Genomic DNA, 19,656 nt, shown 5'->3' with positions numbered 1-19,656 from the left:
GTGGCGAGGCGGCGGCCGCAACACCGCTGGCACACTCGGTTCGATGACCAATCCGCTCCTTCTCCTGCCGGATTTCATGCTCATCGCGATCGGTGCGTTGATCAGCCGCTTCACGGCGCTCGACCGGCCGATCTGGGAGGCCGCCGAGAAGCTCGTCTACTACGCGCTGTTCCCGGTGCTGCTGTTCAACTCGGTGGTCAAGAGCCCGCTGCGCCTCGGCGACACCGTCGTGCTGGCGGCGGCCGGCGTCGGCACCGTGCTGGTCGGCATCGCGCTCGCCTATGCGTTGCGGCGCTGGCCAGGAGTCGACCTGCGCCGCCACGCGTCGGGCGCGCAGACCGCGTTCCGGTTCAACTCGTTCATCGCGCTCGCCATGGTCGAGCGCCTGCTCGGCCCGCAGGGCGTCACCTGGATGGCGCTCCTGATCGCGCTCTGCGTGCCGATCTGCAACGTCGCCGCGGTGTGGCCGCTGGCGCGCCATGGCGGCCAGCCGCTCTTTCGCGAGCTGCTGCGCAACCCGCTCATCATCAGCACCCTTGCCGGGCTTGCCGCCAACCTGCTCGGCGTGACCTTCCCCGAGCCGATCGCGACGACGCTGCAGCGGATCGGCCTGGCCGCGCTGCCGATCGGCCTGATGGCGGTCGGCGCCGGACTCACGATCGGTGCGCTGAAGGCGGCGCCGCGGCTCGCCGCGGCCTTTCTCGCGCTGCGCCACGCGGTGCTGCCGCTGGTCGGGATCGGCCTGGCCGCGCTGCTGAAGCTGCCGGCGGCCGAATCGGCGACCGTGGTGCTGTTCGCGTCGCTGCCGACCGCGTCGAGCGCCTACGTACTGGCCGCGCGAATGGGCGGCGACGGCGCCTTCGTCGCCGGGCTGGTGACGGTGTCGACCGGCCTCGGCATGGTCAGCATCCCGCTCGCGCTCGCGACGCTCGCCTGGCTGTCGTAGGTCCCGCGCTGCGCGAGCGCCCAGTCGATGTGCTCGCGGACCAGCTCGCCGGCCGTTTCACGGCGTGCGAGCAGTGCCGCGGTGATGGCGTCGACCGCCGGCTCACCGGCAGGCAGCGCGCGCAGCGCGTTGCCCAGCGCCACCGCGAGGTTGCGCTGCCAGCGCTGGTGGCCGATGCGACGGATCGCGCTGCCTTCGGTGCGGCGCAGGAACTCGTCCTCGCTCCACGCCCAGAGTTCGAGCAGCGTCGCGTCGGCGACATCGTCGCGCGGGTCGAAGTCGGGAAGAACGCTCCGACTCGCGAACTTGTTCCACGGACAGACCAATTGGCAGTCGTCGCAGCCGTAGATACGGTTGCCGAGCGCGACCCGGAACTCCTCGGGAATCGCCCCGTCGTGCTCGATCGTCAGGTACGACAGGCACTGCCGCGCGTCGAGCCGGTACGGCGCGACGATCGCGCCGGTCGGGCAGACGTCGATGCAGGCGCGGCAGCTGCCGCAGCGCGGCTCGACCGGTTCGCTCGGCGGCAGCGCCAGGTCGACGCAGATCTCGCCCAGGAAGAACATCGAGCCGCCCTCGCGGTCGAGCACCAGCGTGTGCTTGCCGCGCCAGCCGATGCCGCTGCGCGACGCGAGCTCGACCTCGAGCAGCGGCGCCGAGTCGGTGAACACGCGGTGCCCGAATGGTCCGACCGACGCGGCAAGGCGGTCGGCGAGCTTCTGCAGGCGCCCCCGCATCACCTTGTGGTAGTCGCGGCCGCGGGCATAGAGCGAGACGTTGGCGCGCTCCGGCTCGCCCAGGCGGCGCCATTCGACGGCCTGCCAGCCATCGGGCGCGCGGCGCGGCAGGTAGTCCATGCGCGCGGTGATCACCGAGACGGTGCCCGGCACCAGTTCGGCAGGCCGCGCCCGCTTCAGGCCGTGCGCCGCCATGTAGTCCATGCTGCCGTGCCAGCCGTTATCGAGCCAGGCCAGAAGCCCCGGCTCGGCCGTGGCCAGGTCGACGCCGGCCACCCCGATCTGGGAAAATCCGAGCTCGCGGGCCCAGGCCTGCAGGTTCGCGAGCACGCTCGCGCTGTCCAGTTCCGCGAGTTCGCTCGCGCCGTTCAACTGCCCGGCATCGATCATTTGACGATTCTAGAAAGCCGACACTGGCACTGGCCCGACGAGGTTGCTTGCGCCGCCACGGCCGCGCGCCTGGCCGCGCTGCCGCTCGCGACCGAGTTCATCGAGCTGAACGGGCCGCTCGGCGCCGGCAAGACGACCTTCGTGCGCCATCTGCTGCACGCGCTCGGGGTGCACGGTCACGTGAAAAGTCCGACCTATGCACTGATGGAGCCGTACGACGTCGAGCGCGACGGGGCACCGCTCGCGCTCTGGCACTTCGACTTCTACCGCTTCGACGATCCCAACGAATGGGAGGACGCCGGCTTTCGCGACATCTTCGCGAGCCCCGGCGTCAAGCTGGTCGAATGGCCCGACAAGGCGGGCGACCTGCTGCCGGTGCCCGACCTGCGGATCACCATCGAGCCCGGCGACGGCGAGCGTCGGACGGTGCGCGCCGACGCGCTCAGCGCCGCGGGCGTGGGCCTGCTGAAGGGCGTCGATGCGTCGCCGGTCGGCGCCGCGCCGGAGGTCGCGGGCGCGCACACGGGGGTGGCCGATGCAGACGCCGTCGTACCGCCACGCACCGGAGTCGAAACCGCATGAGCAGCGCCAGCCGCCGTGCCGCCCTGCGCTCGATGGGCGCGCTCGCCCTGCTGCTCGGCGCCCGCCAGATCGCATTCGGCGCCGGCATCGTCGGCGTGCGGGTCTGGCCGGCGAGCGAGTACACGCGCATCACGATCGAGTCCGATGCCGCGCTCACCGCACGCCATTTCGTCGTCGACTCGCCGAACCGCCTCGTCATCGACATCGACGGCCTCGAGCTCAGCCCCACGCTGCGCGAGCTGGTCGGCAAGGTGCAGGCCGACGACCCGTTCATCGCGGGTCTGCGCATCGGCCAGAACCAGCCGCGCGTGGTGCGCCTCGTCATCGACCTCAAGCAGGCGATCCGGCCGCAGCTGTTCGCACTGACGCCGGTCGCGGCGTACCGGCACCGGCTCGTGTTCGACCTCTTCCCCGTCGTCGAGGCCGACCCGCTGCTCGCGCTGATCCGCGACCGGGAAGCTGCCGAGCGACAGGCGGCGAGCGACGTGCGCGATGCGCTCGGCGAGTTCATCGGCGGGATCTCCGGGCGGCGCCCGGCACCGGGTGCGTCCGCACCGGCGCTCGCCCGTGCCGATCCAACGCCGCCGACGGCCGCTCCACCGGGCGCGCCCGCGAGCCGTGCGCCCGCCGCACGCGGCACCGCCGACGCCGCGGTCGCCGCCGGCGCGACGTCGCCGCACCCCGGCGAGGTCGACGTGCTCGCCGGCACCAGCCGCGAGGCCACCGGCAGCGTCACCAAGCCGCCGGCGGGTGCCGACGACGCGAGCGTCGCCGCGGCGACTCCGGAGCCACGCGGTGGCGGCACGCGCAGCGCTCGTGGCGGACGCAACACGCCGGCCGACGCGCAGGCGCGCATCGACCGCCTCGTCGTCGTCGCGCTCGACCCCGGGCACGGCGGCGAGGACCCGGGCGCGATCGGCCCGTCGGGCCTGCGCGAGAAGGACGTCGTGCTGCAGATCGCGCTGCAGCTGCGCGACCGCATCAACGCGATGCCGAACATGCGCGCCATGATGACCCGCGACGCCGACTACTTCGTGCCGCTGCACGAACGCGTGAAGAAGGCGCGCCGGGTCCAGGCCGACCTCTTCGTCTCGATCCATGCCGACGCGTTCATGCGGCCCGAGGCGCGCGGCGCGTCGGTGTTCGCGCTCAGCGAGCGCGGCGCCAGCAGCTCGGCGGCGCGCTGGATGGCGAGCCGCGAGAACGCCGCCGACCTGGTCGGCGGGGTCAACGTCGAGACCAAGGACGCCACGGTGATGCGTGCCCTGGTCGAGATGAGCACCGCCGCGCAGATCCGCGACAGCATGAAGCTTGGCGGCGAGGTGCTCACGCAGATCGGCAAGGTCGGCAAGCTGCACAAGGCGAGCGTCGAGCAGGCGGGCTTCGCGGTGCTCAAGGCACCCGACATCCCGTCGATCCTGGTCGAGTCGGCGTTCATCTCGAACCCCGAGGAGGAGTCGCAGCTGCGCGACCCGAGCTACCAGGGCAAGCTCGTCGACGCGCTCGCGGTCGGCATCGGGCGCTACTTCGCGCGCAACCCGCCGCTGGCGCGCAGTCGGCAGCTGTAGGAGGCAGGCGCCGGCGGCGTGGCGGCGCCGAGCTGGCGACAATGCGCGCGCGTCCACTCCGCACCCATCGCCGATGCTGCACCCCCAGGCCCGCGCCCTCCTCGACCTGATCGAACAACGCGGCGTTCCGCCGACCCACACGCTGACGCCGGTCGAGGCACGGCGCTGGTACCGCGAGCGGCGTGCCCTGACGCAGCCGGCGCCGCCGCCGATCGGCGAGAGCGTCGACCTCGCGGCCGAGGGGCCGCACGGCGCGATCCCGCTGCGCCTCTATCGCCCCCTCCACGCCGACTCGCAGGCCGCGCTGCCGGTGCTGGTGTACTTCCACGGCGGCGGCTGGGTCATCGGCGACCTCGAGACGCACGACACCCTGTGCCGCGAGCTCGCCAACGGCGCCGCCTGCGCGGTCGTCGCGGTCGACTACCGCATGGGCCCCGAGCACCGCTTTCCGGCCGCGGTCGACGACTGCATCGCGGCGACGCGCTGGGTCGCCAGCCATGCGGCCGCACTCGGCGTCGACGCGGCGCGGCTCGCGGTGGGCGGCGACAGCGCGGGCGGCAATCTCGCCGCGGTGGTCGCGATCGCGGCACGCGACGGTGGCGGGCCCGCCATCGCGTATCAGCTGCTGATCTACCCGGCGACCGACGCGCGGCGCGGCCACCCCTCGCACACGACCAACGGCGAGGGTTACCTGCTGACGCGCGACACGATGCAGTACTTCCACGACCACTACATCGACGACGCCGCGCACGACCTCGACTGGCGCGCCTCGCCGCTGCTGCACCCCGACCTCGCGCGCCTGCCGCCCGCGCTGCTGCTGACCGCCGGGTTCGATCCGTTGCGCGACGAGGGACTGGACTACGCCGACGCGCTCACCGCCGCCGGGAACCGCGTCAGCTACGTCTGCTACGAGCGCCAGATCCACGGCTTCATCACCATGGGCCGGGTGCTCGACGAGGCCAACAGCGCGGTCGCGCTGTGCGCGGCCGAGCTGCGTCGGGCGCTCGGCACGCGCGCGGGCTGACCGCGGACCCGGGCGCCGGGGGCCGACCGGCCGAGCGTCGCCGGAAGCGACCGGCTGCGGGTGGCGCCAGGACGATGCGGCGATGCGGACGCACGTCGCGTCGACTCGACCAAGCTCGAGAACGAGCCACGCGCACCCGCGCAGCGCCTCCGCCACGTAACCACGTGCAAACCCGCGCAGCGCGTGAACGAGTGCGCGGGCCCGCATCGCGCGCCGGCCGGACCCCGCCCCACAATGCGTGGCGCGCCGTGTCCTGCCCTCGATGCCGCGCCTCCGTTCTCGCCGCCAGCCCTGCCCGCCATGCCCCATCCCGACACGCCCGCCGACGACTTCGAGAAGACCTTCGTGCTGCGCCGCCGCCCGGACGAGTCCGGTGCCGACTACGTCAGGGACACCGGCGAGTGGATCGCGCGCTGCGTGCAGCGCGCGCTGCACCTCAACCCGACGCTGTGGGCCTCGGAGGTCACGCCGATGGTGCTCGACATGAGCACCGTGCAGCGCTTTCGGCTGATGAGCCCGGAAGACGTCGCCGCGCAGCTCCCGCTGCCGACCCGGCACCCGGGCTGAGCTCGCGGCCCGCTGCCGCGCCTCAGAGCGCCGGCTGCCGGCCCTTCAGGCGCGCGCTCACCGCGCCGACGATGACCGCGATGCCGGGCAGCAGGATCGCCGCCCAGATGATCTTGTCGAGGTTCTGCTTGACCCACGGGATGTTGCCGAACAGGTAGCCGGCCACCGTGAGGCTGCCGACCCAGAGCACCCCGCCGCCGACGTCGTAGGCGGTGAACTTGCGGCGCGTCATCTGTGCCACGCCGGCGACGAACGGCGCGAACGTGCGCAGGAACGGCATGAAGCGCGCCAGCACGATGGTGATGCCGCCATAGCGCTCGTAGAACGCGTGCGCCTCGTTGAACGCCTTGCGGTTGAACCAGCGCGAGTCCTCCCAGCCGAACACGCGCGGGCCGAGGTGGCGGCCGATCGTGTAGTTGGTCTGGTTACCGAGGATCGCCGCCGCGACCAGGATCGCGAACGAGAGCGGCAGGCTCATCAGCCCTTGCGCGCACAGCGCCCCCACCACGAACAGCAGCGAGTCGCCGGGCAGGAACGGCATCACGACGACGCCGGTCTCGACGAACACGATCGCGAACAGCAGCGCGTAAACCCAGGTGCCGTAGGTCTGCACGAAGGTCGCCAGGTGCACGTCGACGTGCAGCACGAAGTCGAGCAGAACGCCGATGATGTCCATCGGCGGATTATCGACGAGGGTTTCGGGGCTTCTTTTCGGGGTTGGCGAGCGGTTTGACGGGGCGCGACTCGAAGCCGGTACGGCGGGCCTCCCGCCGCAGCGTCGACGGCGTGGGCGTCGGGCCGACGACGGTCGAGGCGCCCCTGCAAGCCTCCCTCCGGATGCCCCCGGAGGCACGCTTCCTACAATGCCGCATGAACGCCGTGCCACCCTCCTCGCTGCGCCGGCCGATCCGCGAGCTGCCGGCCGAGCTGATCAGCCAGATCGCCGCCGGCGAGGTGGTCGAGCGACCCGCGTCGGTGGTGCGCGAGCTCGTCGACAACGCCGTCGACGCCGGCGCGACCCAGGTCACGGTGCGCCTCGTTTCGGGCGGCGTGCGCTCGATCGTGGTCGAGGACGACGGTCACGGCATCGACGAGAGCGAGCTCGCGCTCGCGCTGCGCCGCCACGCGACCAGCAAGATCGCGTCGCTCGACGACCTCGAAGGCGTCGCGACCATGGGCTTTCGCGGCGAGGCGCTGGCCGCGATCGCGTCGGTCGCCGAGCTCGCCATCGCGAGCCGCCCCGCGCAGGCCGCGCACGCGGTGCGGCTCGACGCGCGCTCGGGCGAGCTGACGCCGGTGGCGCGCGGCACCGGCACCAGCATCGAGGTGCGCGAGCTCTTCTTCAGCACGCCCGCGAGGCGCAAGTTCCTCAAGAGCGACGCCACCGAGCTCGCGCACTGCGTCGACGCGGTGCGGCGCCACGCCCTCGTGCGCCCCGACGTCGGCTTCGCGGTGTGGAGCGACGGCCGCCTGGTGCAGCGCTGGCCGCGCGGCGACGCCGCCGCGCGCGTGCGCGACGTGCTCGGCGACGCCTTCATCGCGACGAGCCGCGAGCTCGCCGCGCTGCCGGCCGGCGCCGGCACGGGTCACCTGCAGCTGCGCGTCAGCGGCCGCGCCGGCGAGCCGGCCGCGGCCAAGGCGCACGGCGACCACCAGTACGTCTACGTCAACGGCCGCTTCGTGCGCGACAAGCTGATCGCCCATGCGGTGCGCTCGGCGTACGACGACGTGCTGCACGGCGCGCGCCAGCCGGCGTACCTGCTGTTCATCGAGATCGCGCCGGAACGCGTCGACGTCAACGTGCACCCGACCAAGGTCGAGGTGCGCTTTCGCGACTCGCGCGAGGTGCACCAGGCGGTGCGCCGCGCCGTCGAGCAGGCGCTCGGCAACGCGCGCTTCGCCGACGCGGCGGAGCGCGGGCTCGGCGACGTGGCGGGCGGCAGGCAGGGCGCCTGGAGCCCGGGCCTCGGCGTGGCGGGTCCGGAAGGCGACGGCGGCCGCGCGGGCTCGGGATCGTTCGCCGGCGCGGCGGGCGGATCGCCTGCCGACACAGCGGCGGGATCGTCCGCACGCGGCAACGCCGGCTGGCCGCCGGCGCGCTTTGGCGCTGCGCCAGGCCCGGCTGCCGTCGAGCAGAGCCTGCTCGCGTTCCGCTCGGCCGCCGCCCCGTACGCGCGTGAAGACGTCGCGGCGGCATGGCGCTTCGATGGCGCAGGTGGCGGCAGCGTCGACGCTACGCGCGTCGAAGCTGCCGGTGCGCGCGACGTCGAACCTGGCGGCGCCGAGGCCGGAGCTGCCGACCCGCCGGGCGCGGCGCCGCTCGGTCGCCTCGGCTCCGGCACGGTCGCAGGCGCCGAGGCGGGTTCCGGTGCGTCGCCCAACGCCGGTGACGCCGCCGGCCCGCGCGCGCCCTCGGCCCACCCGGCCGACGCCGATCGGCCGCTCGGCAACGCGCTCGCGCAGGTCGCCGGCGCGTTCATCCTCGCTGAAAACGCGCAGGGGCTGGTCGTCGTCGACATGCACGCGGCGCACGAGCGGGTGGTCTACGAGCGGCTCAAGGCGAGCTCGATCGGCCACACCGTCAACGCCCAGCCGCTGCTGATCCCGGTCACGTTCGCGGCCACCGCGCACGAGATCGCAACCGCCGAGGCGCACGTCGACACGCTGCTCGCGCTCGGCCTCGACGTCGCGCCGCTCTCCGCCGGGGTGCTCGCGGTGCGCTCGCAGCCGGCGGCGCTCGCCGGCGCCGACGCGGTCGAGCTCGCGCGCAGCGTGCTCGCCGACCTGGCGCAGGTCGGCGCGAGCGGCGTCGTCGAGCGCGCGCGCGACCGCATCCTCTCGACCATGGCCTGCCATGGCGCGGTACGTGCCAATCGATCGCTGACCGTCGACGAGATGAACGCGCTGCTGCGCGACATGGAACGAACCGAGCGGTCGGAGGTCTGCAACCACGGGCGCCCGACCTGGCGCCAGATCACGATCCGCGAGCTCGACGCGCTGTTCTGGCGCGGTCGCTGAACCGCGGCTCTGCCGCACCCGTCGCGACCGCCCGTGTCGCGACCACCACCCGATCCCATGGCGACCCTCAAGCTCAAGAAAGGCCGGCCGGCGCCGGCGACCCCGGGCCGCGCGCCGGTGCGCGGCCACGGCAGCGGTGTCGCGAAGCGGCCCACGCTGGCCGAGGCGCAGCAACAGCGCGCGCGGCGCGAGGAGGCGTTCGCGAGCCGCAGCGAGGCCGGGCGGCGCGGGGAGCACGCGCAGCCGCCGCGCGCATCCGGCGATCGGGCGCGCGGCCCCGGCGACGGGCCGCCGTTCACCGACCGCGCGCGCGAGGCTGCCCAGCGGGAGCCGAGGGGGTCAGAGGAGCGTGGCCGCGGACGCGGCGACGCGGGACAGCGACCGGTGGGCGAGCGTGCGAGCGGCCCCGGCAATCGGCCGCCGCGGCCCTTCGAGCCGCGCGGCGGCGCCGGCGATCGGCGGCCGTTCGACGACCGTCCGCGTGGCGCGGGTGATCGTTCGCCGCGGCCGTTCGAGGACCGTGGGCGCGGAGCCGGCGGCGATCGTCCCGCCCCGAACGATGGACCCCGACGCGAGTTCGAGGGCCACCGGCACGATCCGCGCAACGAGTTACGCCGGCCGAACGAGGATCGTTCGCGAGGTGGCGATCGTGACCCGCGCGAAGGCGGCGACCGCCGGCCGGCGCCTCCGCACGCGCGCACCGAACCGCGCGGACGCGGCGCCCCGCCTGAACGCCGGCCGTTCGGCGATCGCGAGCGCCCGCCGCCGCGAGAAGCACCGCGGAGCGGGCCTCCGTCGCGGCACCACGAGCGCGGCCGAGACGACCCTGCCGGCCGATCGGCCGGGCCGCGCGGGCACAAGGACCCGTTCGCCGCCGACGCCCCGGCACGGCGCAAGGACCCGTTCGCGGCCGGTGAGCCGGCTCGCCGCCGCGACCCGTCCGCAGACCGTGGGCCGCGCCGCGAGCACGAGCACGAGCACGAGCCGCAAGCGGGCGACCGACCGATGCGTCGCAAGGATCCGTTCGCAGCGGGCGGACCGGCGCGACGCGACGACCCGCCGACGGGGGCCACCGCTCGCGGAGACCGCCCCGGCGCCGACGCCCCCGCGCACCGCGATGCGCCGGCGACCCGGCGCGCGCAGCCCGAAAAACTCGAGCGCGAGGCCGACGCGCCCCATGACCGGCGCCCCGCGCCGGCGCGAACCGCACCCGCTGCCGCAGGCAGCGAGGCGCCCGACAGCCGGAACGCCGACGCGCGTCCCGGCGGGAGCGCCGAAGCCCTGCGCCTGTCCAAGCGCATGAGCCAGCTCGGCATCGCGTCGCGGCGCGAGGCCGACGAGTGGATCGCGCGCGGCTGGGTCCGGGTCGATGGTCAGGTGGTCAGCGAGCTCGGCGCGCGCGTGCTGCCGACGCAGCACATCACCGTCGACGCCAAGGCGCGCAACCAGCAGGCCGAGCGCGTGACCGTGCTGATCAACAAGCCGGTCGGCTACGTCAGCGGCCAGGCCGAGGACGGCTACCAGCCGGCGTTCGTGCTCGTCACGCCCGAGAACCAGTGGCGCGAGGACCGCTCGGGCAAGCGGTTCCTGCGCGAGCACCTGCGCAGCCTCGTGCCGGCCGGCCGGCTCGACATCGATTCGACCGGACTCCTGGTGCTGACGCAGGACGGCCGCGTCGCCAAGCAGCTGATCGGCGAAGACTCCGACATCGAGAAGGAATACCTCGTGCGCGTCGAGCCGACGCCGGGCCGCAGCCGCAGCGACGCCGACATCGAGCGCCTGCGCTTCGGGCTCGAGCTCGACGGCGAGCCGCTTCGGCGCGCCGAGGTCGAGTGGCTCAACGAGGACCAGCTGCGCTTCGTGCTGCGCCAGGGCAAGAAGCGGCAGATCCGCCGCATGTGCGAGGCGGTCGGTCTGCACGTGACCGGCCTCAAGCGCGTGCGCATCGGCAGCGTGATGCTGGGCGACCTGCCGACCGGGCAGTGGCGCTACCTGCGGGCGGACGAGGCGTTCGGGCCGGCACGTTCGGCGTCGGCTCGTGATGCCGTGGCGAGCGACATCGAACCCCGCTCGGACGCGACCGAAGCCGCCTTTGCGCAGGCCGCCGACCTCGTGCCGACAGCCGACCCCAGCGACGCGACGACGCCGGCGGAAGCGAACCGCGACGCGAGCGACGCGACTCGCGCCGCCCCGCCCTCAGCGCAGATGGAAGCTGCCGCCGAACAGGCCCAGCAGGCCGATCACGATCAGGTAGATCGCGATGATGAAGTTCAGCAGCCTCGGCATGATCAGGATCAGGATGCCGGCGATCAGCGAGACGAGCGGGCCGATGCTGAGCGTTAGGTTCATGGGAGCTCCGAAGGGTCGTTGAAGGTCGGTCAGCGCAGCCGGCGCACCGACGACAGCTGGTTCTGCAGGCGCCCGAGGCTGGGATAGCGGCCGCGCTCGTAGATCGTGCAGGTGCCGCGGAACTCCGCATCGCTGCAGACCTCCCAGCGCCCGCCGGTCACGACCAGGCTCGACGCGCGGTCGTTGAAGTCGCGCGAGCCGAGGTCGGCGACGTCGCGCTCGAGCTCGATGTCGCGCCCCTGGAAGTCGGACCGCGAATAGAGGCGGATCGTGCCGCGGTCGCCACGGTCGAAGCCGCCGCGGCGGTCGTCGTCAGCGCGGCCGCCGCGGTCACGCCAGCGGCCGTCGTCGTCACGTCCGCCGCGCTGGTCGAAGTCGCGCCCGCCGCGCCGGTCGGCGTCGCGCCCGCGCTCGTCGAACACCTCGCGGGCGGAGCTCACGCGATCGTTCAGGCGGCCGTCGATCGAGCGGTACTCGCCGCGGTCGAACAGCTGGCAGTAGCCCTTGAAGCCGGAGTCGCTGCACAGCTCCCAGCGCCCCGACCGCACGATCACGCTCGACGCGCGGTCGTTCATGCCCGAGCCCTGCAGGTCGCGCATGCCGTCGCGCAGCGTGATCTGGCGCCCGCGGAAGTCGTCGTGCTCGTAGAGCGTGATCTCGGCGGCCTGGGCGACGCCGGCGAGCAGCAGCGCGGCGCCGAGAGCAAATGAGCGAGGCAGGTTCGATCCCATCGCAGCTTCCTCGTGGCCGGCGCACGGCATGCGCGCCGCTGCCTAAAGTGTCCGCCGCGCACCCGGCGAGGCCATCGGAGGAGCCGGGCGCGGTCTGTCGGCCGGAAGCGGGCGATGGCGTGCGGCGGCTCCTACGGTCGCACGGGCGAGCGCCGAGGCTTTCGGCATGGGTCGACGGGCGCGCAGGCCATGCTGCGCGGCAATGGCGTGGCGCGATCCAGCGGCGACATCGCGGCCGCTCCGACGAGCTGGAGCGAGGACGCGGTTCGTGACGGGTTGGCCATCGCCAACGGACCTGCTGCACCGGGCGCCGCGGCGCACGCGCCGGCCCGCCGTCGCAGGATCGCGACCGGCGCTCACCGCCGCAAGCGAGCTATGCGGACGTGCCCGAAGGCGCCGCCGGCGCCGCCCCGTCGCCCCGGCCCCGGCGCCCCGCCTGCTACCCTCCCCCGGTGCCGCCGAACCCCGCCCCTTCCCGCATGACGCCGTCGATGGTCGTCGTGATGCTGACGCTCTTCATGGGCATCCAGCCGGTCACCACCGACCTCTACCTGCCCGGCCTGCCGACCCTGCAGCGCGAGCTCGGGGGCGGCGTCGCGGGCGCGCAGCTGACGCTCTCGGTGCTGATCATCTGCTTCGGCGTCGGCCAGCTCGTCTGCGGGCCGCTCGCCGACCGCTTCGGCCGCCGACCGGTGCTGCTCGCCGGCGTGGGGCTCTACACGCTCGCGGCGCTCGGCGGCGCCACCGCGCCGAGCATCGGTATGTTGGTCGCCTGGCGCGCGCTGCAGGGCGCGGCGATGGCCGCGGCGGTGACCTGCGGGCGCAGCGTGATTCGCGACCTGTTCGTGCCCGCCGAGGGTGCCCGCGTGCTGTCGCGCGCGCTGAGCGGGCTTGGCGTGATCGCGATGCTGTCGCCGGTGTTCGGGGGGCTCGCGGTCGAGACGCTCGGCTGGCGCGCCGCGCTCGTGATGCCGGCGCTGTTCGGCGCCGCGACGCTGGCGCTCGTCGCCACGCGCTTCGAGGAGACGACGCCGCTCAAGAACCCGTTGGCCACGCGGCCCGGAACGCTGCTCGCCAACTGGCGCGCGGTGCTCGCGAACCCCACGTTCCGCGCCTGGGCGACGCTTTCGGCGTTCACCTACGGCGGCCTCTTCTTCATGCTCGCCGGCTCGTCGTTCATCTTCATCGAGCGCCTCGGCACGCCGCGCGCCGCGTACGGCGTGATGCTCGGGACGATGTCGGTCGCCTACGTGGCAGGCACCGTGCTGTGCCGGCGCCTGCTGCCGCGTTTCGGCCTGCGCGGCACCGTCGCGCGGGGCGCCTGGTTCTCGCTCGCCGGCGGCGTGTCGATGGCCGCGCTCGACCTCGCCGGCGTCGCCAGCGTCTGGGCGATCCTGCTGCCGCAGTACGTGTTCGCGATCGGCCACGGCATCCACCAGCCGTGCGGCCAGGCCGGTGCGGTCGGACCATTCCCCGAACGCGCCGGCACCGCGGCGTCGCTGTCGGGCTTCGTGATGACCGCCGCGGCCCTCGGCGTCGGCCTCTGGGTCGGCCACGCCCTCACGGCGGCGAGCTCGCTGCCGGTGACGCTCGGCATCGGCGCGTTCAGCATCGGGCTCGCGGCGGTCGCCTGGACCTGGGTGCAGCGCGACGGCGAACCGGCGGCGAGCCCGCAGCCCGCGCCGCGCGCTGCGTGAGCGACCCCGGCTATTTGGTGCTCGCCGGCCCCACCGCGGCCGGCAAGACCGCCGCCGCGCTCGCGATCGCCGACGCGCTGGCGCCGCGCGCGCCGGCCGAGATCGTCAGCGTCGACTCCGCGCTCGTCTACCGCGGCATGGACATCGGCACCGCCAAGCCGAGCCGCGAGGAACGCACGCGCGTGCCGCACCACCTGATCGACATCGTCGAACCGACCGAGCACTACTCGGCGGCGCGATTCGTCGCCGACGCGACCCGCCTGGTCGCCGAGATCCGCGCTCGCGGCGCGCTGCCGCTGCTGGTCGGCGGCACCATGCTCTACGTGAAGGCGCTGTTCGACGGCCTCGACCAGATGCCCGCCGCCGACCCGGCGCTTCGCGCCGAGCTCACCCGCCGCGGCCAGGCCGAAGGCTGGCCCGCGCTGCACGCCGAGCTGGCGCGCGTCGACCCCGCGACCGCCGCGCGCCTCGCCCCCGGCGACAGCCAGCGCGTGCAGCGCGCGCTCGAGGTCTGGCTGCAGAGCGGGCGACCGATCTCGGCGTGGCAGACCGCATCGCGCGAGCCTCGAACCCGCGCCACGCCGGCGCCGCTGATCAGCCTGGAGCCGCTCGATCGCGCCTGGCTCCACGCGCGCATCGGCGAGCGCTTCGCCGCGATGCTCGCCGCCGGCTTCGTCGACGAGGTGCGCGCGCTGCGCGCGCGCGGCGACCTCGGGCCCGACCTGCCCTCGATGCGCTGCGTCGGCTATCGCCAGGCGTGGGCTGCGCTCGACGCCGGCCACCTGAGCGATCTGCACGCCACCGGCAGCGCCGCGACGCGCCAGCTCGCGAAGCGGCAGATGACGTGGCTGCGGTCGATGCCGGAGCGGCACGTCGTCGCGGCCGACGCGTCGGATGCGCTCGAACGCACGGTGGCGTTGGCGCTGGAGCTGGTCGAGGCGCACCGCTTGCCGCCCGAGCCTTCGGCCCCCAACGAGGAACGCATCTGAACGAACTCACTGCCCTCGTCGAAGTCCGCAACCTCGCCAAGCGCTTCGCCGACGCTGCCGTGTTCGAGCACGTCGACTTCGACGTCGCGCCGGGCGAGTTCGTCGCGGTGGTCGGCGAGTCGGGCGTCGGCAAGTCGACGCTGCTCAACTGCATTGCCGGGCTCGACCGGCCCGACGCCGGCACGGTGCGCATCGAGAACACCGACATCGGCGCGCTCGACGAGGCGGCGCAGGCATTGTTCCGGCGCGCCCACCTCGGCTTCGTGTTCCAGGCGTTCCACGTGCTGCCGCACCTCGACGTGGCGCAGAACGTCGCGCTGCCGTTGCTGCTGCTGCGCAGGCCCGACCCGGCGCGCGTGGCCGAGGTGCTGAAGGCGGTCGGCCTCGACGGCTTCGGCGACCGCCTGCCGGCGACGCTCTCGGGCGGCCAGCTGCAGCGCGTCGCGATCGCGCGCGCGCTGGTGCACCGGCCGCGCCTCATCCTCGCCGACGAGCCGACCGGCAACCTCGACCCGGCGAGCGCCGCGCGGATCATCGACCTGCTGCACACGCAGGTGCACGAGCAGCAGGCGGCGTGTCTGCTGGTCACCCACTCGCGCGCCGCGGCGAGCCGCGCCGACCGCGTGCTCACGCTCACCGCCGGCGGCATCGCCGCGTGAGCGTGCCGACCTTCACTGCCGCCGAGTCGGCCGCCTGACGTGTTCGCGCTGCTCGCCAAGCTGTCGTGGCCCGAGGTGCGCCACCACCCGTGGCAGAGCGCGCTCGCGCTGCTGGCGGTGCTGCTCGGCGTCGCACTCGCGTTCGCGGTTCACCTGGTCAACCGCTCGGCGCTCGCCGAGTTCAGCGGCGCCGTGCGCTCGGTGAATGCGCAACCAGACTTCGAGCTGCGCGGCCCGCCGGTGGGCTTCGACGAGGCGCTCTACGAGGGCGTGGCGACGCACCCGCAGGTGGCGGCGGCGAGCCCGGTCATCGAGGTGGAGACGCTGGCGACGGCGGTGGCGGGACAGGCGCCGAGCGACGCGACCCAGCCGCTACGCCTCCGCCTGATCGGCATCGACGCCCTCGTCGTCGCCCGCCTCGCGCCGACCCTGCTGCCGCAGCCCGCAAAAGGGATCGACCGTTTCGCGCTGGTCGACCCGGCGACGATCTTCCTCAACGACCAGGCACGGCGCCGGCTCGGCGACGCTGAGCCGGGCTCGCTGCTGCGCCTGCAGTCGGCCTCCGGACCCGTCGATGTGAAGGTCGGCGGCAGCGTCGGCCTCGCCGGCCCGCCCGCGGCGGTGCTCGACATCGCCGGCGTGCAGGCGGGCTTCGGCTGGGTCGGGCGGCTCAGCCGCATCGATGTGCGGCTCGCCGCCGGGGCCGACCGCGACCGCGTGCTGCACGACTTGGCGCTACCGGCCGGCGTGCGCGCCGCCGACCCCGGCGAGGCCGGCGCGCGCGTCTCGAACGTGTCGCGCGCCTACCGCGTCAACCTCACGGTGCTCGCGCTGGTCGCGATGTTCACCGGCACCTTCCTCGTGTTCTCGGTCTTCGCCCTCTCCGTCGCCAAGCGTGAGCCGCAACTCGCGTTGCTTGGCGTACTCGGCCTCACGGCGCGCGAGCGCCGGCAGCTGGTGTTGGCCGAGTCGGTGCTGCTCGGGCTCGTGGGCAGCGCGCTCGGGCTGCTGGCCGGCAGCGCGCTCGCCGCGGTCGTGCTGCGCGTGTTCGGCGGCGACCTCGGCGGCGGCTATTTCGCCGGCGTCGCACCGTCGCTGCAGTTCGACATCGCCGGCGCGCTGGTCTACGGCTCGCTCGGCGTCGTCGCCGCTGCGGTCGGCGGCTGGCTGCCGGCGCGCGCCGCCGAGTCGATCGCCCCGGCGCAGGCGCTCAAGGGGCTCGGCTCCACGCGGCCGCCGTCGCGCACGCCGCCGCGCGTCGCGCTGCTGCTGCTCGGCATCGCCGCGCCGCTGGCGCTGCTGCCGCCGGTTGGCGGCATTCCCCTGGCGGCGTACCTCGCGGTCGCGTGCCTGCTGCTGGGCGGCATTGCCGCCGTGCCGGCGCTGATCGGCGCGCTGCTGCGCGTCGTGCCGGCGCCGCGGGGCGCGCTCGCGCTGCTCGCGGTGCAGCGGGCGCGCCATCGGCGCGGCGACGCCACGATCGCGGTCGCCGGCGTGGTCGCGAGCCTGGCGCTGTCGGTCGCGATGACGGTGATGGTGACGAGCTTTCGCGACTCGGTCGCGCGCTGGCTCGACACCGTGCTGCCGGCCGACCTGTATGCGCGCGTCAGCGGCGGCGGGGACATCGGCCTACCGCCGGGCTTCGTCGAGCGCGCGGCGGCGGTGCCCGGCGTCGCGCGCGCCGAGCCGCAGCGCGTGACCTCGGCGCCGCTCGACCCGACCCGGCCCGCGGTCGCGCTGATCGCGCGCCCGCTCGGCGCCGACCCCGCGCGCAGCCTCCCGCTGGTCGGCGACCTCGTCGCCGCGCCGCCTGGCGCGGTCGCCGCCTACGTGAGCGAGGCGATGGTCGACCTCTACGGCGCTCGGCCGGGCACGAGCCTCGCGCTGCCGCTGCCGAACGGCACGCGCGTCGACGTGTTCGTGCGTGGCGTCTGGCGCGACTACGCGCGCCAGCACGGCGCGGTGCTGCTCGACGCTGGCGACTACCGGCGCCTCGCCGTCGACACGCGCGTCGACGATCTCGCGCTCTGGCTCGCGCCGGGCACGTCGACCGCTGACGTGCAGCGCGCGCTGCGAGCCGAAGCCGAGGCGCTGCGCCCCGGCGGCGCGCCGCTCGACTTCGCCGCCCCGCGCGAGATCCGCGCGGTGTCGCTGCGCATCTTCGACCGGAGCTTCGCCGTGACGTACGGCCTGCAGGCGATCGCCATCGCGATCGGCCTGTTCGGCGTGGCCGCCAGCTTCTCTGCCCAGGTGCTCGCGCGCCGCAAGGAGTTCGGCCTGCTGAGCCACCTGGGGCTGACGCGACGCCAGATCACTGCCGTCGTCGCCGCCGAAGCCGCGGTTTGGACGACCTGCGGCGCCCTGCTCGGCCTCGCGCTCGGCCTCGCGGTGAGCGTCGTCCTCGTCGACGTCGTTAACCCGCAGAGCTTCCACTGGACCATGGACCTCGCGGTGCCGTGGCTGCGGGTCGGCGCGCTGTGCGCAACCGTGGTCGCGGCGGCGACGCTGACGGCGTGGCTCGCCGCACGATCGAGTGCGAGTGGGCGGGCGGCGTTGGCGGTGAAGGAGGACTGGTAAGCCATGGCCGCCAAGCGAACCGCCGCCACCCAATGGGCGCGCACGCTGCAGCGCAGCTTCAACGCGCTGTCGCGCGCGTCGATGAAGGCCGGCACACAGGCGCTGGCGAGCGGGACAAAGGCGCTGAAGGCGAACTCGAAGGCGATGGCGTCGGGCTCGAAGGCGCTGAAGGGGAACGCGAACACGTTGTCGGCGAGCGCGAAGGCGGTGTCAGCCGGCGCGAAGGCCGTGTCCGCCGGCTTGGAAGCCGCAGGCCTCGCACCCGCACCCACGCGCGCCCGCCGCGCGCCACTCGAACCCGGCTTCACCAAGGGCGTCGTGATCTCGCCGCTCGGCACCCGCAGCTACCGCCTCTACAAGCCGCCCGGCCTTGCGCCCGGCGAGCGCGTGCCGCTGCTGGTTATGCTGCACGGCTGCCTGCAGACGGCTGAGTCGTTCGCCCGCTCGACCCGCATGAACCGCGTCGCAGCGCGCGAGGGCTTCATCGTGCTCTACCCCGAGCAGGCCCGCGTCGCGCACCAGCAGCGCTGCTGGAACTGGTACGACACGCGCTCCGGCGCGGCGCAGCGCGAAGCCGACGTGCTGCTCGCCGCGATCGACCAGGTCTGCCTGCTGGAGCCAGTCGACCCGACCCGCGTCGCGATCGCCGGCTTCTCGGCCGGCGCCGGCATGGCCGCGCTGTTCGCGTGCCGTCACCCGAACCGCGTCGCCGCCGTCGCGATGCACGCCGGCGTCGCGCCGGGGCTCGCCGACAGCACCGCAAGCGCTCTCGCCGCCATGCGCGGCCGCTACACGCTGGCGCCGCAGTTCGGCGGGCGTGCCGGTGCGGCGCTGCCGCCGCTGCTGGTGATCCAGGGCACGGCCGACCACGTCGTCGCCCCTGCCAACGCGCGCCTGGCCGCCGACGCCTGGGCCGCGGCGACTGGCGCGACCGCGGCTGCCTCAAGAGAAGTGCGCCGCGGCCAGCGCTACCCGACGACCGTCACCGACTATCGAAAACGCGGCCGAGTGGCGGTGACGCTGTGCGAGGTGGAAGGGCTGGGCCACGACTGGAGCGGCGGGGCCAGCGGAACTCGATTTGGCGACCCGGCGGGGCCGGACGGGGCGCGGATGATTTGGGCGTTTGCCGCGCGCGCGTTTGCGCGGCAGGCAGCTTCAAGCGTGCGCTAGCTCACCGAAGATCGCCGCTAATCCCTCGTCGAAGATCGGCACTCAGTATTAGCGCTCGCGTCGGGGGCGACGCGTGCACCAATCTAACGTTCGACATGAGCGGCGGCCGTAGGCAGGCTAGCCTGGCGGAGGGCGTCCGCTCGATGAAGTGGTTAGATGTTTCGCTAGGTGCCGGCATTAGTTTGCACTCGACCGTCGGCTTGGAACAGCGCTTTCACCGTGGCAAGAGCGGCTTCCGATGCCGTGGCAAGTTCAACGGTCTGCTCAGAGGCGGCAGCGAGAGCGCGGCTCCGCTCTTGTAGCTCTTTCGCTGCTCCGGCCGGGTCGTGATAGCAGTGAAGGAGATTAAGGAACCGCTGTGCTTCGCTGAAGTGCTGCCGAACCTCCTTGCTACCGAGAGCATTTGTCGGCGCACTCAGGCTAAGCTTTACAAGATAGTAGATGGCATCGCTGTAAATCGAAAAGAGCGTAGTACGAATCCATTCCACATCGCGCGCCCGTCGCTCCCGACGGTGAGCCAGAAAGCTAAGGAAGGTCTGCAGAACACGTTCCGCAGCAAGGAGTGAGTGGAACTAGTGCCATCGAACGGTTTGGGGTCCGCGAGAGCCGGCTTCGGACTGCGCAAGGGCCTTCGGCAGGCCGACTCGCGCGC

Annotated in this window: 17 protein-coding genes and 2 pseudogenes; 12 read left to right on the top strand and 7 right to left on the bottom strand. The window is 73.8% G+C overall.

The window, feature by feature from the left end:
* Nucleotides 1-43: 43 nt before the first annotated feature.
* Nucleotides 44-937: pseudogene (locus HQN59_RS09475) on the top strand (AEC family transporter); the annotation flags it as partial.
* Here the strand turns inward: HQN59_RS09475 and queG are convergent.
* Nucleotides 823-2,073: a tRNA epoxyqueuosine(34) reductase QueG gene (gene queG / locus HQN59_RS09470; protein ID WP_176068556.1), complete on the bottom strand. Its 1,251-nt coding sequence runs from the start codon at nucleotides 2,071-2,073 to the stop codon at nucleotides 823-825. The pseudogene HQN59_RS09475 and the gene queG overlap by 115 nt on opposite strands.
* Here queG and tsaE point away from each other — a divergent pair, their 5' ends adjacent.
* The 4 genes from tsaE (at nucleotide 2,074) to HQN59_RS09450 (ending at nucleotide 5,814) form a co-directional block, all read left to right on the top strand.
* Complete coding sequence (gene tsaE, locus HQN59_RS09465) at nucleotides 2,074-2,655, top strand: tRNA (adenosine(37)-N6)-threonylcarbamoyltransferase complex ATPase subunit type 1 TsaE (protein ID WP_425342706.1); 582 nt, start codon at nucleotides 2,074-2,076, stop codon at nucleotides 2,653-2,655.
* Nucleotides 2,652-4,223: an N-acetylmuramoyl-L-alanine amidase gene (locus HQN59_RS09460; RefSeq protein ID WP_176068554.1), complete on the top strand. Its 1,572-nt coding sequence runs from the start codon at nucleotides 2,652-2,654 to the stop codon at nucleotides 4,221-4,223. Before tsaE ends, HQN59_RS09460 begins: the two co-directional genes overlap by 4 nt.
* A 73-nt stretch (nucleotides 4,224-4,296) precedes the next feature.
* Nucleotides 4,297-5,247 (top strand): alpha/beta hydrolase, encoded by a 951-nt coding sequence (locus HQN59_RS09455; protein ID WP_176068552.1) that lies wholly within the window; start codon nucleotides 4,297-4,299, stop codon nucleotides 5,245-5,247.
* A gap of 300 nt (nucleotides 5,248-5,547) precedes the next feature.
* Nucleotides 5,548-5,814, top strand: coding sequence for a hypothetical protein (locus tag HQN59_RS09450; RefSeq protein WP_176068550.1), 267 nt, complete (start codon nucleotides 5,548-5,550; stop codon nucleotides 5,812-5,814).
* 22 nt (nucleotides 5,815-5,836) lie between these two features.
* Here the strand turns inward: HQN59_RS09450 and HQN59_RS09445 are convergent, their stop codons facing one another.
* Nucleotides 5,837-6,490, bottom strand: a complete 654-nt coding sequence (locus HQN59_RS09445) for a DedA family protein (RefSeq protein ID WP_176068549.1) — start codon at nucleotides 6,488-6,490, stop codon at nucleotides 5,837-5,839.
* 194 nt (nucleotides 6,491-6,684) lie between these two features.
* Between HQN59_RS09445 and mutL the strand changes: the two genes are divergently transcribed.
* Nucleotides 6,685-8,832 carry a DNA mismatch repair endonuclease MutL gene (mutL, locus tag HQN59_RS09440; protein WP_176068547.1) on the top strand — a complete coding sequence of 716 codons (2,148 nt, stop codon included), beginning with the start codon at nucleotides 6,685-6,687 and terminating at the stop codon, nucleotides 8,830-8,832.
* 339 nt (nucleotides 8,833-9,171) lie between these two features.
* Here the strand turns inward: mutL and HQN59_RS26085 are convergent, their stop codons facing one another.
* Entirely contained in the window at nucleotides 9,172-9,420 is a 249-nt protein-coding gene (locus HQN59_RS26085) for a hypothetical protein (protein ID WP_246294821.1), read from the bottom strand.
* 21 nt (nucleotides 9,421-9,441) lie between these two features.
* Nucleotides 9,442-10,011, bottom strand: a complete 570-nt coding sequence (locus HQN59_RS26080; protein WP_246294820.1) for a hypothetical protein — start codon at nucleotides 10,009-10,011, stop codon at nucleotides 9,442-9,444.
* A 120-nt stretch (nucleotides 10,012-10,131) separates the two neighbouring features.
* Here HQN59_RS26080 and HQN59_RS26075 point away from each other — a divergent pair.
* Nucleotides 10,132-10,767 (top strand): annotated as a pseudogene (locus HQN59_RS26075) (pseudouridine synthase); the annotation flags it as partial.
* Nucleotides 10,768-11,028: 261 nt separating this feature from the next.
* Here HQN59_RS26075 and HQN59_RS09430 read toward each other — a convergent pair.
* Together HQN59_RS09430 and HQN59_RS09425 are read right to left on the bottom strand one after the other, a co-directional pair.
* On the bottom strand, nucleotides 11,029-11,181 hold the full coding sequence (locus HQN59_RS09430; RefSeq protein WP_176068545.1) for a DUF3096 domain-containing protein: 153 nt from the start codon (nucleotides 11,179-11,181) through the stop codon (nucleotides 11,029-11,031).
* Nucleotides 11,182-11,210: 29 nt separating this feature from the next.
* Nucleotides 11,211-11,912 carry a beta/gamma crystallin-related protein gene (locus tag HQN59_RS09425; RefSeq protein ID WP_176068543.1) on the bottom strand — a complete coding sequence of 234 codons (702 nt, stop codon included), beginning with the start codon at nucleotides 11,910-11,912 and terminating at the stop codon, nucleotides 11,211-11,213.
* A gap of 479 nt (nucleotides 11,913-12,391) precedes the next feature.
* Here HQN59_RS09425 and HQN59_RS09420 point away from each other — a divergent pair, with 479 nt between their 5' ends.
* Genes HQN59_RS09420 through HQN59_RS09400 form a run of 5 tightly spaced genes read left to right on the top strand, consistent with a single transcriptional unit; the run spans nucleotide 12,392 to nucleotide 19,004 of the window.
* Entirely contained in the window at nucleotides 12,392-13,609 is a 1,218-nt protein-coding gene (locus HQN59_RS09420) for a multidrug effflux MFS transporter (protein WP_176068541.1), read from the top strand.
* Nucleotides 13,606-14,598: a tRNA (adenosine(37)-N6)-dimethylallyltransferase MiaA gene (miaA, locus tag HQN59_RS09415; RefSeq protein WP_176068539.1), complete on the top strand. Its 993-nt coding sequence runs from the start codon at nucleotides 13,606-13,608 to the stop codon at nucleotides 14,596-14,598. Before HQN59_RS09420 ends, miaA begins: the two co-directional genes overlap by 4 nt.
* Before the next feature lie 59 nt (nucleotides 14,599-14,657).
* A complete protein-coding gene (locus HQN59_RS09410; RefSeq protein ID WP_342451166.1) occupies nucleotides 14,658-15,257 on the top strand; it encodes an ABC transporter ATP-binding protein in 600 nt (199 codons plus the stop codon).
* Nucleotides 15,258-15,296: 39 nt separating this feature from the next.
* On the top strand, nucleotides 15,297-17,834 hold the full coding sequence (locus tag HQN59_RS09405; RefSeq protein ID WP_176068537.1) for an FtsX-like permease family protein: 2,538 nt from the start codon (nucleotides 15,297-15,299) through the stop codon (nucleotides 17,832-17,834).
* Between the two features lie 3 nt (nucleotides 17,835-17,837).
* The gene (locus HQN59_RS09400; RefSeq protein WP_246294819.1) at nucleotides 17,838-19,004 is read left to right on the top strand and encodes an extracellular catalytic domain type 1 short-chain-length polyhydroxyalkanoate depolymerase; all 1,167 of its coding nucleotides are present in this window, start codon (nucleotides 17,838-17,840) and stop codon (nucleotides 19,002-19,004) included.
* Between the two features lie 164 nt (nucleotides 19,005-19,168).
* Here HQN59_RS09400 and HQN59_RS09395 read toward each other — a convergent pair whose 3' ends face one another.
* Complete coding sequence (locus tag HQN59_RS09395) at nucleotides 19,169-19,492, bottom strand: hypothetical protein (RefSeq protein WP_176068535.1); 324 nt, start codon at nucleotides 19,490-19,492, stop codon at nucleotides 19,169-19,171.
* Between the last annotated feature and the right edge of the window lie 164 nt (nucleotides 19,493-19,656).

The organism is Rhizobacter koreensis (genome assembly GCF_013366375.1).
GTDB classification, from domain to species: Bacteria; Pseudomonadota; Gammaproteobacteria; order Burkholderiales; family Burkholderiaceae_C; genus Schlegelella_A; species Schlegelella_A koreensis.
Note: the sequence above shows the minus strand (reverse complement) of the source record. Positions and strands in the feature narration are given on the sequence as shown.